The organism is Pseudomonas sp. MT92, from assembly GCF_058792515.1.
Genome location: NZ_JBXAFA010000009.1, coordinates 89,694 through 103,325 on the forward strand (window position 1 = coordinate 89,694; position 13,632 = coordinate 103,325).

Consider the following 13,632-nt stretch of genomic DNA (forward strand, 5'->3'; position numbering starts at 1 on the left):
ATGCGTTTGCTCCTGGTGGAAGACCATGTGCCCCTGGCCGACGAACTGATGGCCGGCCTCAATCGCCAAGGGTACGCGGTGGACTGGCTGGCCGACGGTCGCGATGCGGTCCATCAGGGCAGCACCGAGCCTTACGACCTGATCATCCTCGACCTCGGCCTTCCGGGGTTGTCAGGGCTCGAAGTGTTGGCCCGCTGGCGTGCCGAGGGTTTGCCCACGCCGGTGCTGATCCTCACCGCCCGCGACTCCTGGGCCGAGCGCATCGAAGGCCTCAAGGCCGGCGCCGACGATTACCTGACCAAACCCTTTCATCCCGAAGAATTGCACTTGCGAGTCCAGGCGTTGCTGCGCCGTTCCCACGGCCAGGTCAATCAGCCAACCCTCAAGGCTGCGGGCCTGCAGCTGGATGAGGGGCGTCAGTGCGTGACCCGCGACGGTGCCGAGATTCAACTGACCGCCGCCGAATTCCGCTTGCTGCGTTATTTCATGCTGCACCCGGAACAGATCCTTTCCAAAAGCCACCTCGCCGAACACCTCTACGACGGCGAGACCGAACGCGACTCCAACGTGCTGGAAGTCCACGTCAATCACCTGCGGCGCAAGCTCGGGCGCAGCGTGATCGAGACTCGTCGCGGCCAGGGTTATCTGTTCGGTGGGCAAACCCGGTGAGGTCGATCCAGCGCCGCTTGAGTCTGGGCTTGATCAGCGTGATGGTGATTGTCGGCCTGGTGCTGGCGCAGACCAGCCTGTGGCTGTTTGAAATGGGTTTGCAGCGCTACCTCGAAGCCGGGCTGCGCAACGACAGTGAAAACCTGTTGGTGGCGCTGGTGCGTGGTCCGCAAGGTTTGCAGCTGGACGAAAGGCACCTGGCACCGGCCTATCAACGACCCTTTTCCGGGCATTATTTCCGCATCGATTTTGCTGACAGCCATTGGCGTTCCCGTTCGTTGTGGGACCAGGAACTGCCACGTCTCGAACATCCCGGCCTGGACAGCGACTTGCAATTGGGACCCGAAGGGCAGCAGTTGCTGGTGCTGCGCTCGGACTATCGCCGCCTGGGCCAGTCGATCTCCATCAGCGTGGCGCAGGACTACACCCCGGTGCGCGAGAGCTTCCGGCGCATGCAGCAGGTGGGGTTGGGGCTCGGGCTGGCGGGATTGTTGCTGATTCTGCTGCTGCAACGAATCACCGTACGGCGCGCCTTGCGCCCGCTGGAAAAGGCCCGCGAGCAGATCGCCCAGTTGCAGCAGGGCCAACGCTCGCAACTCGATGATCAGGTTCCGGTGGAACTGGAGCCGCTGGTGGCGCAGATCAACCATCTGCTGGCCCACACCGAAGACAGCCTCAAGCGTTCGCGCAATGCCCTGGGCAACCTCGGCCACGCCTTGAAAACCCCGTTGGCCGTATTGCTGAGCCTGGCCTCAAGTGCACAGCTGGACGCGCATCCGCAGCTGCGCAAAACCCTCAAGGCGCAACTGGAGCAGGTGCAGCAACGGCTCAATCGCGAACTCAACCGTGCCCGTCTCGCCGGCGATGCACTGCCGGGAGCATTGTTTGATTGCGATGCCGAACTGCCGGGATTGCTGGCGACCTTGAACATGATCCATGGTGAGCACCTGACGCTGAGCGCTCGCGCCCCCGAGGGCCTGCAGTTGCCGTGGGATCGTGAGGACTTGCTGGAATTGCTCGGCAACCTGCTGGACAACGCTTGCAAGTGGGCGGATGCCGACGTGCGACTGAGCGTGCTCGAAACCGTTGAAGGCTTTGAACTGAGTGTGGAAGACGACGGGCCGGGGATCCCCGAAGATCGCCGCAAGCAGGTGTTCAGCCGCGGTACTCGGCTGGATGAGCAGACTGACGGGCATGGCCTGGGTTTGGGGATTGTCCGCGACATCGTCGAGGCGTGGGGCGGGGTATTGCAGCTGCAGGAGAGCGAGTGGGGCGGGTTGAAAGTGCTGATCGAATTGCCCAAGCGCCTCTGAAACCAGATGGGGACTCTGTGGGCGGGCCTGCTCGCGATGGCGTGTCAGTCACCGAGGTGCCAACTGATACGCCATCGTGAGCAGGCTCGCTCTTACAGGGGGGGGCGGGGTCAGACGCGGAACTGGTCCATCAGACTCTGCTGTTGATTCGCCAGGCTATTGAGCGACTGGCTCACCCGCGCCGACTCGTTGGCCTGACCCGACAGCGATTCCGTCACGTCACGAATGGTCGCCACGTTGTTGTTGATCTCCTCGGCCACCGCGCTTTGTTCTTCGGCGGCGCTGGCAATCTGCAGGTTCATGTCACTGATCACCGTCACGGCATCGCCGATCTGGCGCAGCGCGGTCACGGCCTGGCCGACCTGATCGACGCTGCCCTGGGCCAGGCGATGGCTGTTGCCCATCGAACCGACCACATCCTGAGTACCGCTTTGCAGTTGTTCGATCACCAGGCGGGTTTCTTCCACCGACTCCTGGGTGCGCCGCGCCAGGTTACGCACTTCATCGGCGACCACGGCAAAACCACGGCCGGCTTCCCCGGCACGGGCCGCTTCGATGGCCGCGTTGAGCGCCAGCAGATTGGTCTGTTCGGCGATGGCGCGGATCACTTCCAGCACCGAACCGATTTTCTCACTGTTGGCCGCCAGGCCTTCGACTTGCACCATTGCCGCGCTCATGTCGGCGGCGAGGTTGTCGATACTGGCGGTGGTACGGTCGATTACGGTCAGGCCCTGACGGGTCGCCTGATCGGCATCCCGCGCAGCCTGTGCCGCTTGTGCGGCGCTGCGGGCAACGTCTTGGGCGGTGGCGCTCATTTCGTGGGAAGCGGTCGCGACCTGATCCACCTGCCGGTATTGCTGCTCCATGCCGGCGCTGGTCTGGGTGGCGATGGCGGAGGACTGGTCTGCGGTGCTGCGGGCGTCCTGCACCGAGCGTTTGACCTCGGCGATGATTGGCTGCAGCTTGTCGAGGAAGCGGTTGAACCAACCGGCCAACTGGCCCAGTTCATCCTGTTTGTCGTAGGCCAGGCGTCGGGTCAGGTCGCCTTCGCCGCTGGCGATGTCTTCGAGCATGTGCGCCACGCCGAGGATCGGTCTGGTCACGCTGCGAGCCATCAGCCATACCAGGAGCAGACCCATCAACGCCGCCAGAACGCCCAATGCGAGTTCCGTCAGGGTGCCGGCGGTGTTGCTTTCATCCAGTTGCTTTTTCAGGGCTTCGGCGGGGCCAACCAACACTTTTTCCGGGACGTCGAGCAATACGCCCCAGGTTTTGCCACCGGGAATCGGCTGGAACGGCGACAGCACCTTGAGCTGTTGCTGGCTGTGCAGGCTGGCGGTCTTGCTGCTGGCGGCGAGCATGCGTACCAGCTCGGCACCGTTGGTCTTGTCCACGGTTTCCAGGCGCTGGCTGAGCTTGCTGGCGTCGGGGCTGTAGCCGGCGAGCAAACCGGCCGGGCTGAGAATGCTGACGCTGGTCTGGCCGTCATAGAGCTTTTTGCTGGCGCTCTGGCTGATCGTTTGCAGGCTGTTGAGGTTGATGTCCACCGACAGCGAGGCGATGAGCTTGCCGTTGAGTATCAGCGGGAAAACGATACTGGTCATCAGCACGTTCTGGCCGTCGATCGTATAGAAGTAGGGCTCGATCACGCAGGGCTTGAGGGTGGTGCGCGGGCAGGTGAACCAGGCGTTGGCCGCTTCGCCGCTGGGGCCGGTGCTGGTATCGGCGATGTCTTTTTCCGGCAGTGGCATGGAGGTCAGCTGGCCTGGCGTCGGTTGCGACCAGTACAAGGCAAAACGCCCCTTTTCATTGCTGCCGACGTCACTCTGGCCGGCAAACAGTTCGTCCTTGCCATCCAGGCCGTTGGGCTCGAACACCAGGGCCAGGCCGAGCAGTTCAGGGTTGGCTTGCAGTGTCGACTTGACCTGGCGGGTCAGGTCTTCGCGCAAGTCGAAGGCATCGAGAAAGCGCTTTTCGGCCTGGTCGCGCAGAAACAGCACCTGGCGTGAAAAACCGTTGCCATATTGATAGGCGTCCATGAACTGCTGGCGAATGCCCAGCGCCTGGTTTTCACCCTGGGACTCGATCCGTGCCTGGGCGGATTCGGTCAGCATTTCCATGCTCGAGGCTTTCACCAATTCCGAGCTGTTCTCCATGCGATACAGCGAAAGACCCACCAGCAGGGTCACGATGCCCGCCAGACAAAGCCCGGCCAGCAGGGTGATTTTCCATTGAATGGACAGTTGCTTGAGTGACATGGAGACGTCCTTATTCGATAAATATCTGCGACTTTGAACTGTAACGGCCGGGTTTCTGGTTTCTTTATCCCGTCTATCGTCGATCTCCCTGTAGAAGCGAGCCTGCTCGCGAGGGTCGTCAACTATTACGATGGAAACCTGATACCCCTCGGTGCTCTCATGCGCTTGGCGAGCTGGCTCGCTCCTGCAGGTATTCATATGCCGGTACATCTGCGCAGGGCTTGGACGCTTTGACACGAGGGTGAGTCTGCGGCACAGTGCGCGCCCTCTAATAAAACCCATTCCTTTATCCGCTGGCGGCTCACGCAGACTGCCGGGCGGACTCTTTCCTATTGTCTCGAGGTAATGAAATGAATGCAGTGATTGCCGCGGTCGGCATCATGCTGATACTCAGCCTGTCCCGCGTGCATGTGGTCATCGCGCTGATCGTCGGTGCGCTGGTGGGTGGCCTGACCGGCGGCCTGGGCATTGACGCGACGCTCAAGGCCTTCAACAGTGGCCTCGGCGGCGGGGCGACGGTGGCGCTGTCCTACGCATTGCTCGGTGCGTTTGCCGTGGCCATCGCCAAATCCGGCCTGGCCCATGCCCTGGCCGACAAGGCGTTGGCGATGGTCGATCGCCAGCACGCCAGCGGGGGTGGTCAGGTCAAGTGGTTGCTGATCGGGTTGCTGTGGGTGGTGGCCATTGCCTCGCAGAATATTCTGCCGATTCATATCGCCTTTATCCCGTTGCTGGTGCCGCCGCTGCTTTATGTACTGACCAAGCTGCAACTGGATCGACGTTTGATCGCCTGCGTGATGACCTTCGGCTTGATTACGCCGTACATGTTCCTGCCGGTGGGCTTCGGCAACATCTTCCTCAATGAAATCCTGCTGGCCAACGTGGCCCGCAGCGGCGTGGACATCACCGGCATCAATGTCACCCACGCCATGGGCATTCCGGCGCTGGGCATGGTGGCGGGCCTGCTGATCGCGTTTATCAGTTATCGCAAGAAGCGCGTCTATGACCTGGCAAAAATCGAGCAAGTCGAGCAGGTCGCGGTGCAGTACAACCCGCTGAGCCTGATGGTGGCCGGGGTGGCGATTGCCGCCGCCTTCATTGTGCAACTGCTGCTGGACTCGATGATCATCGGTGCACTGGTGGGTTTCCTGATTTTTTCGGTGTCGGGCATCGTCAAATGGCGCGACACCGATGACCTGTTCACCGAAGGCATGAAGATGATGGCGATGATCGGCTTCATCATGATCGCCGCCTCAGGGTTCGCCGAAGTGATGAAGGCCACCGGTGAAGTGCAGACGCTGGTCGAGTCGTCGGCGTCCTGGATCGACCACAGTAAGGGCATCGGTGCCTTGTTGATGTTGCTGGTGGGACTGTTGGTGACCATGGGCATCGGTTCGTCGTTTTCCACCGTGCCCATTCTGGCGGCGATCTTCGTGCCGCTGTGCGTGCAATTGGGTTTCAGCCCGCTGGCAATCGTCTGCATCGTCGGCACCGCCGGCGCACTCGGCGACGCCGGTTCGCCAGCCTCGGACTCGACCCTAGGCCCGACCTCCGGCCTGAACATCGACGGCCAGCATCACCACATCTGGGACACCGTGGTCCCGACCTTCCTGCACTACAACCTGCCATTGCTCGCGTTTGGCTGGGTGGCGGCGATGGTGCTGTAAAACCGCAACCCCTGTGGGAGCCAGCTCGCTCTCACAGGGGGGGCTCCAGTGCTCCCGATGAACGTGTTCAACTTTTGACCTGGCCTGCCGTTAACGCCTTTAACCACGCCAATAAAATCAAAAAAGAGTGAACGTCATGCGCATGAGCCTGAAGGCCAAAGTCCTGTCCCTTGCCGTCCTCCCGGTGTTGCTCTTTGCGCTGGTCATCAGCCTGACCACGTTATTCATCTTGCAGGCACAGGCTCGCCACGAAGTCGAAGAAACCCGCGAACGCCTGCTCAGCGATGCCAAGGCCACCCTGCAAAGCTACGTTGCCGTGGCCATGACCGCGATCAAACCGCTCTACGACGCGGCAGCCCCTGGCGATGACGCGGCGCGGGCCCAGACGATCAAGCTGCTGTCGAGCATCACTTACGGCAAGGAAGGGTATTTCTTCGGCTACGACTCCAACACCGTGCGGCTGTTCAAGGCCAACAGCCCCGAAGGCGTGGGCCAGAGCTTCAAGGACAACCGCGACCCGAACGGTGTCTACGTCAACCGTGATCTGGTGAAGGTCGCCAAGGACGGTACTCACTACCTGCAATACAGCTCGCCGCTGCCCAGCAACAACCAGGTGCTGGTGCCCAAGCTCGGATACACCGAATACCTGTCGAAATGGGACATGGCGGTGGGTACTTCGGTCAATCTGGACGGCATCGAGGCGCAAGTCGCGGTGGTTGAGGCCAAGGTTCAGGAACGCATGGAAGGTGTGGTGCTGAGCATCGTCGGCGTCGCCGTGGTGGTGCTGCTGGTGATCGCCGCGGCCGGGATGCTGCTGGCCAATACCATTCTGCGTCCGCTGAACCTGATGAAAGCCAACCTGGACGACATTGCGGCGGGCGAGGGCGACCTGACCCGTCGCCTGACCATCACCAGCCAGGATGAGTTGGGCCAACTGGCCGGATCGTTCAACCGTTTTGTCGACAAGATCCACGGCCTGGTGCGCCAGATCACCGAAATGACCACGCAGCTGACCGGGTTGGTGCATCAGGTTTCCGATCAGGCGCACCGTTCTGACCAGGCCATGGAGCGTCAGCGTCACGAGACTGATCAAGTCGCCACGGCGATCAATGAAATGTCGGCGGCCGCTCAGGAAGTGGCCAAGAGTGCGCAAAACGCGGCGGTGGCCGCTCAGCAGACCGACGAAGAAGGCCAGGCGGCCAAGCGTGTGGTGGCTGGCAGCATCGTGAAGATTCATGCGTTGGTGGACGACATTCGTAGCAGCGGTGTGTCCCTCGACAGCTTGCAAAAAGACGTGTCGTCGATTGTCAGCGTGCTCGGGGTGATCCGTTCGATTGCCGAACAAACCAACCTGCTGGCGCTCAACGCTGCCATTGAAGCGGCGCGCGCCGGTGAGGCTGGTCGCGGATTCGCAGTGGTGGCCGATGAAGTGCGGGCACTGGCCAGCCGCACGCAAATCAGTACCCAGGAAATCCAGGGCATGATCGACCGCTTGCAGGCCGGCACCCAGTCGGCGGTGGAAGCGATGCGCCGTTCCAGTGAAGCCGGCGACGGCACCTCGGCCCAGGCCAACGAAGCGGGCGCGTCGCTCGATACCATGGCCCAGTTGATTGCTACCATCAATTCGATGAACGCACAGATTGCCAGCGCCGCCGAAGAACAGACCGCCGTGGCCGAGGAGATCAACCGCAGCGTGCATCAGATCGCGGTGGCGGTGGACAACGTCGCCGATGAAACCCAGCTTGGTGCGCAAACCTCGCGCAGTCTGGCGGAGCTGGGGCAGCGCTTGGGCAATCTGGTCGGGCAGTTCCGCATCTGACCAGCCACCCTGACCCAAGGAGCCAGCCTGCTGGCGATGGACTCAAGGGCGACGCGTTGAATCAGGTCACCCGCTTGATCGTTGACGACCATCGCGGCGATGCGGCGACCCGACAAGCCAACTCCTACAGGGGACGGTCTCGGTCACGTAATAGTTATAGGCACCGGCAAGCAGGCTTCTATAAGAAAGCCTGCTACGGCCTGTCCCAATACGGCACTGCACCAAAGCATTCGACAAAGAAGTCGATCACCGTCCTGACCTTCACCGACAGGCGTCGGCTACCGGGCCAGAGCACGGCAATCTGCTGCGGCTCGAGGCTGTTGGACACTTGATAGTTCCCCAGCACCGGCACCAGCGTGCCGTTGCGTACCGCCTCACCAATCAACCACGACGGAAACATCACCAGCCCCAGCCCCTGTTCGGCGGCTTGGGTCAGGGTATCGGCGTGGTTGCCGGTGATCTGTCCCCTCACCGAGTAGGGCGTCCACGTTTGCTGGCCCTTTCGGAAAAACCAGCGCTGCTGGCCGGTGACGCCCTTATAGGCCAGGCATTGATGGGTCGCGAGATCGTCGGGATGTTGCGGCGTGCCGTACCTTTGCAGATAAGCAGGGCTTGCCGCGACCTGGAAACGGTGGGGCGCAAGAATCCGCGCCTGCATGCTCGAGTCGTGCAGCGGCCCTATGCGAAACAACAGGTCGGCGCCTTCCTGCAACGGGTCGACGTAACTGTCGGTCTGCTGGATGTCCAGTTGCAGCTTCGGATAACGCGCGCATAGCTGTCCCAACCAGGGCGTCAGGTGGCGTTGGCCGAACACCACCGGGGCGTTGATGCGCACCAGTCCGCTGGGCTCGCTTTGTTGTTCCTGCAGGGCTTGCTCGGCTTCCTCCAGTTGCACCAGCACCAACCGCGCATGATGACCGAGCATGCGCCCCGCTTCGGTGGGGGTGACGGCGCGGGTGTGGCGGTAAAGCAATTGCTGGTTCAGGGCCTGCTCCATCAATTGGATCTGTCGGGAGATCGAAGAGGGCGCCAGGCCCTCACGGCGCGCCACTTCGGAAAAACTGCCATGGTCGAGTACCGCGACAAACAGCCGAAGTGCCTTGAATCCGAGTTCGTTGAAGCCGTGCATGAGCGACCTGCTGTGCGTATTACGCAAAAGTGTTGTCGGCATGCTCCCATTTATCGCACAGATGCGCCAATCGATAATGCCCGCCTAACGTTTTGATCCATTTCACGGGGCTCTTTATGCAAACTTCTTCAATCAATCACGCGGACGTTGTCACAACGCCGGCGACCGGATCGGGGCAGCGGTTGTTGCTGTTGCCGCTGGTGATCCTGGCCGGCATGGGCCTGTCCGTGGAGGCCGGGTTGCTTGGACCGCTGGGTGCACAGGTCGGGCACTTGTGGGCGACCTTGAGCATTTTCGGTGTCGGCTCGGCGATTTTGTTCTTGCTGTTGTTGTTCAGCGGCCGGCAACAGGGGCCTGCCTTGGGCGAACTGCCGCGCTGGCAATTGATCGGCGGTTTTCTCGGGCCGATCTACGTGGTGGTGCTGACGCTGGCCACGCCGCATATCGGTATTGCCATGACCATGATCGCGATCCTGTCCGGGCAAGTCGGCAAAAGCGTCTTGATCGATCATTTCGGCTGGTTCGGCGCGACTCGCAAAAAGGTCAACGGTGAACGTTGGCTAGCCTTGCTGCTGATTGTGGCGGCACTTGTTCTGACCGCCCGGGGTTGATGATGAATCTGATTATTTTGTTGGCGGTGGTCGTGGCTGCCGGTGCGGTGTTGAGTGTGCAAGCGGCTATTAATGGTCGACTTGGCGAAACGGTCGGTGTGTTGCGCAGCAGTTTGCTGACGTTCGTGGTGGGGGCGGTGAGTACCGGGTTGCTGATTCTGTTTTTTGAGCCAGCGCATGCGGTGAGTTTGCTGGACGTGCCGAAATGGCAGCTGAGCGGTGCGTTGTTCGGTGTCGTCTACATGATGGTGATGGTGGGCGCGGTGCCACGGGTGGGGACTGCGGTGGCGACGGTGGCGGTGATTGTCGGGCAGTTGGGGATGGGGATGCTGATTGATAATTTCGGTTGGCTGGGGAATCCGGCGATCGAGTTGTCCGGGAGTCGGGTGCTTGCTATGGGGCTTTTGGGGTTGGCCCTGGTGTTCATGTATCGCAGTAGTGTGCGGTGTCAGGGGTGACCTTGGCGGCCTCTGGGCCGACCAGGTTTTGGGTTGGTTGGGGACATATCCGTTGCTGCGGTAACGGCGGCTGGCAGTTTCGCCCTTACGGCGACTTACTTTTTTTTCAAACCGGAAACGCCAAAAAAAAGATAAGCAAAAAAAGGCTCGCCCCGGCGTCCGGCCCCTCGCTGGGGCTCGGCGTTCCTTCGCTACGGTATCCATCCGGGGACACTGCCCTCCGGTTGGCTTCGCTTCAACCTACATGCAGCGTGTTCGACTGCGTCGAACGGCGCTTCGCGCCACTCCCCGGATGCACACCTCCACTCAGCCTCCCGAAGGGGCGGGTAGATCAAAAGCTGCAGGCGAGCTAACGCTCGGCCTGATGAGTGGTGAAGAGCGGGTGGGTGTACGCCGACTTGCTTTTCCGTAGGAGCGAGCCTGCTCGCGATGGACTTGAGGACAGCGCGGGGTACCAGACTCCCCGCGTTTTCGTTGACGACCATCGCGAGCGGGCTCGCTCCTACAGGGGCGCTAGCGAATGAAGTGGATCTTGCCCGGCCTGCCGCACTTCGAAATAGCGCGAAGGCGGCCTCATAGCCAACCAATCTCTCGCGATTGCACGTGTTCGCCTTAACCAACTCCTACACTGGTAACACGGGTTGTTCTTATCGCCCCGACGACCACTACCTCAGGAGTCAGGCTCATGATCAACAGTGACAGTATCTGCGATTGCCCGAAATGTTCGTGCAAGCTGGGCGCGCATCCGATTGCGCGCCACGGCAAGCACTATTGCTGCGAGGCCTGCGCCAAGCACCACGAGCACGGTGAAGAATGTTCCAGCAAGGGCTGCAAGTGCGCTCACGCCAAATAGTTCGGTTACGTTGGAAGTGGAGCCTAGTCGGGCTCCACGTCCAGTTTCAGGCTGTCATCGTCGAGGCGTTCGGTGTGTCGGACGGTGCCCGACAGGCGGCGTCCTTCGACCCTGAGCACGACAGTCCTGGCCCGCTCGAGATCTTCCGGCAGCGGCGGCGGAACGCGAATCGCGAAGCAGGTCGGGTCGTTCATGACCTGTTCCAGGCCAACCCGGCACTCGGCGCTTTTGGTGATGCGGCCAAACAGCGTATCCAGACCATAGTCGAGATGCGCAGGGCTGCTGCTGAGTGTCATGTATTTGGCCCCCTCCAATCCTGTCGCGTGCCGGGCATCAGTTAGCCGGCCGCCACTTGACGTTTTCCACGCCGAATTTCTCTGCCATCGGCTTGCTGGTCTTTTGCACCTTTTCCCGGCCAAAGCGCGGTATCCGGCCGACTCCCGCGTCGCAGCTCGCCCAATGCCAGGCTTCTGCGTTGTCCATTTTGTCCAGACGGATAATGAACGATTTGGGGACGCCATGAAGGGTGTATTCAATGACGAAGAGTTTTGCATTGTTCATATAGCCCGTATTCCTCCCTGTGGTACATAAACGGATCACGGGCCGAACGGAAAATTCACTTGGATTGGCGGACGGTGGCAGCCGCTGGCGGCAAATTCAAGGCCTCGTTACCATTGAGCCTTTCCCAACCCCAATGATTGCTGCCCATGGCCCTTGCCGCACCGCCGGATTTGAGTGACACCGATGTCCCCGTGCAACCGCTGGCGCGCACTTATCCGCGCGGGTTGTTCATCGAGCCGCATGAGCATGTCTGGGGGCAGTTGCTGTATGCGATGAGTGGCGTGATGTGGGTCGAGACGCCCTACGAGGCACTGGTGGTGCCGCCGCAACGGGCGGTCTGGCTGCCGCCCGGCGTGCCCCATGGGATTCGCGTGGTCTCGGACCTGCAGATGCGCAACATCTACTTGCGACCATCGCTGGCGGCAACACTCGATGCCAGTGTCCAGGTCATCGAAGTCGGCGGGTTGTTGCGCGAGCTGATCGTCGGCCTGGTGGAGCAGGGCGACGACGGTGCGCCCGAGTATTACGAAGCACTGGTGGGGCTGGCGCTGCTGGAGCTCAAGCGGGCCCGGCGCTCACTGCTGAAGATCCCGCTTCCGGATGATTCTGACCGGCGACTGATGAACCTGTGCCAGGCCGTCATGGCCGCGCCGTCGCTGGACATCGCTTTCGAGCAACACGCGGAAAACGCCGGCGCCAGCGTGCGGACCCTGGCGCGGTTGTTCAAGGACGGCCTGGGCATGGGCTTTGCCGAATGGCGGCGACAGGTGCAACTGGCGACGGCGGTGGCCGAGTTGATTCAGGGGGTGCCGGTCAGTGCCATCGCCCGTGAACTGGGTTATTCGCCCAGCAGCTTCAGCGACATGTTCCGTCGGGAACTGGGTGTCGCGCCGTCGCAGTTTTCGGCCAGTCAGCATCCGGGCTGACGTTTTCAGGGCCAGGGTTTGGCCGAAATTCAGAAGCACTTGGCCGGTACTCGTTGGCACTGCGCACTAGACTTTCAGGCATATCCCAATGGCCCACGGAGTCTGTCATGAACTACCTCATTTCACTGGCGATCGGCCTGGGTGTCGGTCTGCTCTACGGCGCCCTGGATTTTCGTTCCCCCGCACCACCGGCGATCGCACTGGTAGGCCTGCTCGGCATGCTGGCCGGTGAAAAGCTCTGGCCGATGGGCCGCGAGCTGGTGGCCGGCTGGATCTCCTGAAACCCTTCTGATCATTCGATGGAACCCCCTTATGAAAGCATTGCAGTTCGACAAAACCGGCGACCTCTCGGCCCTGCGCTACGTCGAGGTTGCGACGCCCGTTCCCGGCGTCGATGAAGTACTGGTGGAAATCAAGGCGGCCGGGCTCAACCCCAGCGATGTGAAGAACGTGCTGGGACGTTTTCCCTACACCACGTTGCCGCGCATACCCGGTCGCGACTTTGCCGGCATCGTCGTTGAAGGCCCACAGGCGCTGGTGGGTCAACACGTCTGGGGCACCGGTCGCGAACTGGGTTTTTTTGCCGATGGCTCCCACGCGCAATTCGTCAAACTGCCGGCCAATGGCGTCGCCCTCAAGCCCACGCATTTGAGCTTTGCCCAGGCCGCCAGCCTGGGTGTGCCCTACACCACGGCATGGGATGCACTGGAGCGCAGCCTGGTGACCGCCGAAACCCGCTTGCTGGTGATCGGCGGCGGCGCGGTGGGCAGTGCCGCGCTGGCATTGGCCAAGGTGCGTGGCGCCCAAGTGTTGGCGGCAGCGCGGCGGCCCGAGCAGGTCAAGGAGCTGCAGGACCAGGGTTTTCAGACGCTGCAACTGGACAAGCCCGAGGACCTGGGCGCTCAGGTGAATGCCGTGTTCAAGGGCGGCGCCGACGTGGTTTTCGACACCACCGGCTTCTGGTTGCCGGCGTCTGTTGCGGCATTGGCCACCTTCGGCCGTATTGCCATCATTGCCGCACCGGTGGATGGCATGGTGCAGCTACCGGCCCTGGCGCTGTATCGCAAGGGCGGTTCGGTGGTTGGTATCAACTCGTTGCTCTACGGCGTACAAGCCTGCGCGGCGATGCTGGATCAGTTCGGTCAATTCTTCGATCAGGACTTGTTACCGTTGCCCCAGGGGCTGTTCGAGTCGCCATTGGCAGAAGGTCTGGAACGTTATGCAGAGGTCAACCAAGGCGGCGGTGACAAGGTGATCCTGTTGCCGTAACACTGACCCATGCGGGAGCGGGCTCGCTCCCTCCGGGGCTGCGGCGGTGCAATGCACTGCCAGAAGGGTGCTCTGCTAGAATCGACGGCACTTATCCTG

Annotated in this window: 14 protein-coding genes and 1 pseudogene; 10 read left to right on the forward strand and 5 right to left on the reverse strand. The window is 61.6% G+C overall.

Going from position 1 to position 13,632, the window contains the following annotated elements; genetic code table 11:
• On the forward strand, positions 1-669 hold the full coding sequence (locus AC1Q6D_RS17930; protein WP_103406771.1) for a response regulator transcription factor: 669 nt from the start codon (positions 1-3) through the stop codon (positions 667-669).
• Entirely contained in the window at positions 666-1,982 is a 1,317-nt protein-coding gene (locus AC1Q6D_RS17935; RefSeq protein ID WP_103406770.1) for a sensor histidine kinase, read from the forward strand. The genes AC1Q6D_RS17930 and AC1Q6D_RS17935 overlap by 4 nt, the downstream gene beginning before the upstream one ends.
• A 110-nt stretch (positions 1,983-2,092) precedes the next feature.
• On the opposite strand, the gene AC1Q6D_RS17940 is transcribed toward AC1Q6D_RS17935, so the two are convergent.
• Together AC1Q6D_RS17940 and AC1Q6D_RS17945 are read right to left on the reverse strand one after the other, a co-directional pair.
• A complete protein-coding gene (locus AC1Q6D_RS17940) occupies positions 2,093-2,848 on the reverse strand; it encodes a methyl-accepting chemotaxis protein (RefSeq protein ID WP_404943293.1) in 756 nt (251 codons plus the stop codon).
• A gap of 102 nt (positions 2,849-2,950) precedes the next feature.
• Positions 2,951-4,522, reverse strand: a pseudogene (locus tag AC1Q6D_RS17945) (methyl-accepting chemotaxis protein); the annotation flags it as partial.
• A 68-nt stretch (positions 4,523-4,590) separates the two neighbouring features.
• Here AC1Q6D_RS17945 and AC1Q6D_RS17950 point away from each other — a divergent pair.
• The gene (locus AC1Q6D_RS17950; protein WP_103406732.1) at positions 4,591-5,907 is read left to right on the forward strand and encodes a Na+/H+ antiporter family protein; all 1,317 of its coding nucleotides are present in this window, start codon (positions 4,591-4,593) and stop codon (positions 5,905-5,907) included.
• Positions 5,908-6,049: 142 nt separating this feature from the next.
• Complete coding sequence (gene ctpM / locus AC1Q6D_RS17955; RefSeq protein WP_492574010.1) at positions 6,050-7,726, forward strand: methyl-accepting chemotaxis protein CtpM; 1,677 nt, start codon at positions 6,050-6,052, stop codon at positions 7,724-7,726.
• 193 nt (positions 7,727-7,919) lie between these two features.
• Here the strand turns inward: ctpM and AC1Q6D_RS17960 are convergent, their stop codons facing one another.
• On the reverse strand, positions 7,920-8,855 hold the full coding sequence (locus tag AC1Q6D_RS17960) for a LysR family transcriptional regulator (RefSeq protein WP_103406730.1): 936 nt from the start codon (positions 8,853-8,855) through the stop codon (positions 7,920-7,922).
• A 116-nt stretch (positions 8,856-8,971) separates the two neighbouring features.
• On the opposite strand from AC1Q6D_RS17960, the gene AC1Q6D_RS17965 reads away from it, so the two are divergent.
• The 3 genes from AC1Q6D_RS17965 (at position 8,972) to AC1Q6D_RS17975 (ending at position 10,777) form a co-directional block, all read left to right on the forward strand.
• On the forward strand, positions 8,972-9,466 hold the full coding sequence (locus tag AC1Q6D_RS17965) for a DMT family transporter (protein WP_103406729.1): 495 nt from the start codon (positions 8,972-8,974) through the stop codon (positions 9,464-9,466).
• Positions 9,466-9,924, forward strand: a complete 459-nt coding sequence (locus AC1Q6D_RS17970; protein WP_103406728.1) for a DMT family transporter — start codon at positions 9,466-9,468, stop codon at positions 9,922-9,924. Before AC1Q6D_RS17965 ends, AC1Q6D_RS17970 begins: the two co-directional genes overlap by 1 nt.
• A gap of 685 nt (positions 9,925-10,609) precedes the next feature.
• Positions 10,610-10,777: a metallothionein gene (locus AC1Q6D_RS17975; RefSeq protein ID WP_047527454.1), complete on the forward strand. Its 168-nt coding sequence runs from the start codon at positions 10,610-10,612 to the stop codon at positions 10,775-10,777.
• 23 nt (positions 10,778-10,800) lie between these two features.
• Here AC1Q6D_RS17975 and AC1Q6D_RS17980 read toward each other — a convergent pair whose 3' ends face one another.
• Positions 10,801-11,073, reverse strand: a complete 273-nt coding sequence (locus tag AC1Q6D_RS17980) for a hypothetical protein (RefSeq protein WP_103406726.1) — start codon at positions 11,071-11,073, stop codon at positions 10,801-10,803.
• A gap of 37 nt (positions 11,074-11,110) precedes the next feature.
• A complete protein-coding gene (locus tag AC1Q6D_RS17985) occupies positions 11,111-11,338 on the reverse strand; it encodes a DUF6555 family protein (protein WP_047527456.1) in 228 nt (75 codons plus the stop codon).
• Between the two features lie 146 nt (positions 11,339-11,484).
• Here AC1Q6D_RS17985 and AC1Q6D_RS17990 point away from each other — a divergent pair, with 146 nt between their 5' ends.
• From AC1Q6D_RS17990 to AC1Q6D_RS18000, 3 genes are all read left to right on the forward strand, one after another.
• Positions 11,485-12,264, forward strand: a complete 780-nt coding sequence (locus tag AC1Q6D_RS17990) for an AraC family transcriptional regulator (RefSeq protein ID WP_103406725.1) — start codon at positions 11,485-11,487, stop codon at positions 12,262-12,264.
• Positions 12,265-12,371: 107 nt separating this feature from the next.
• Positions 12,372-12,545, forward strand: coding sequence for a DUF1427 family protein (locus AC1Q6D_RS17995; RefSeq protein WP_081997842.1), 174 nt, complete (start codon positions 12,372-12,374; stop codon positions 12,543-12,545).
• Between the two features lie 31 nt (positions 12,546-12,576).
• Complete coding sequence (locus AC1Q6D_RS18000; protein ID WP_103406724.1) at positions 12,577-13,533, forward strand: quinone oxidoreductase family protein; 957 nt, start codon at positions 12,577-12,579, stop codon at positions 13,531-13,533.
• Positions 13,534-13,632 lie beyond the last annotated feature (99 nt).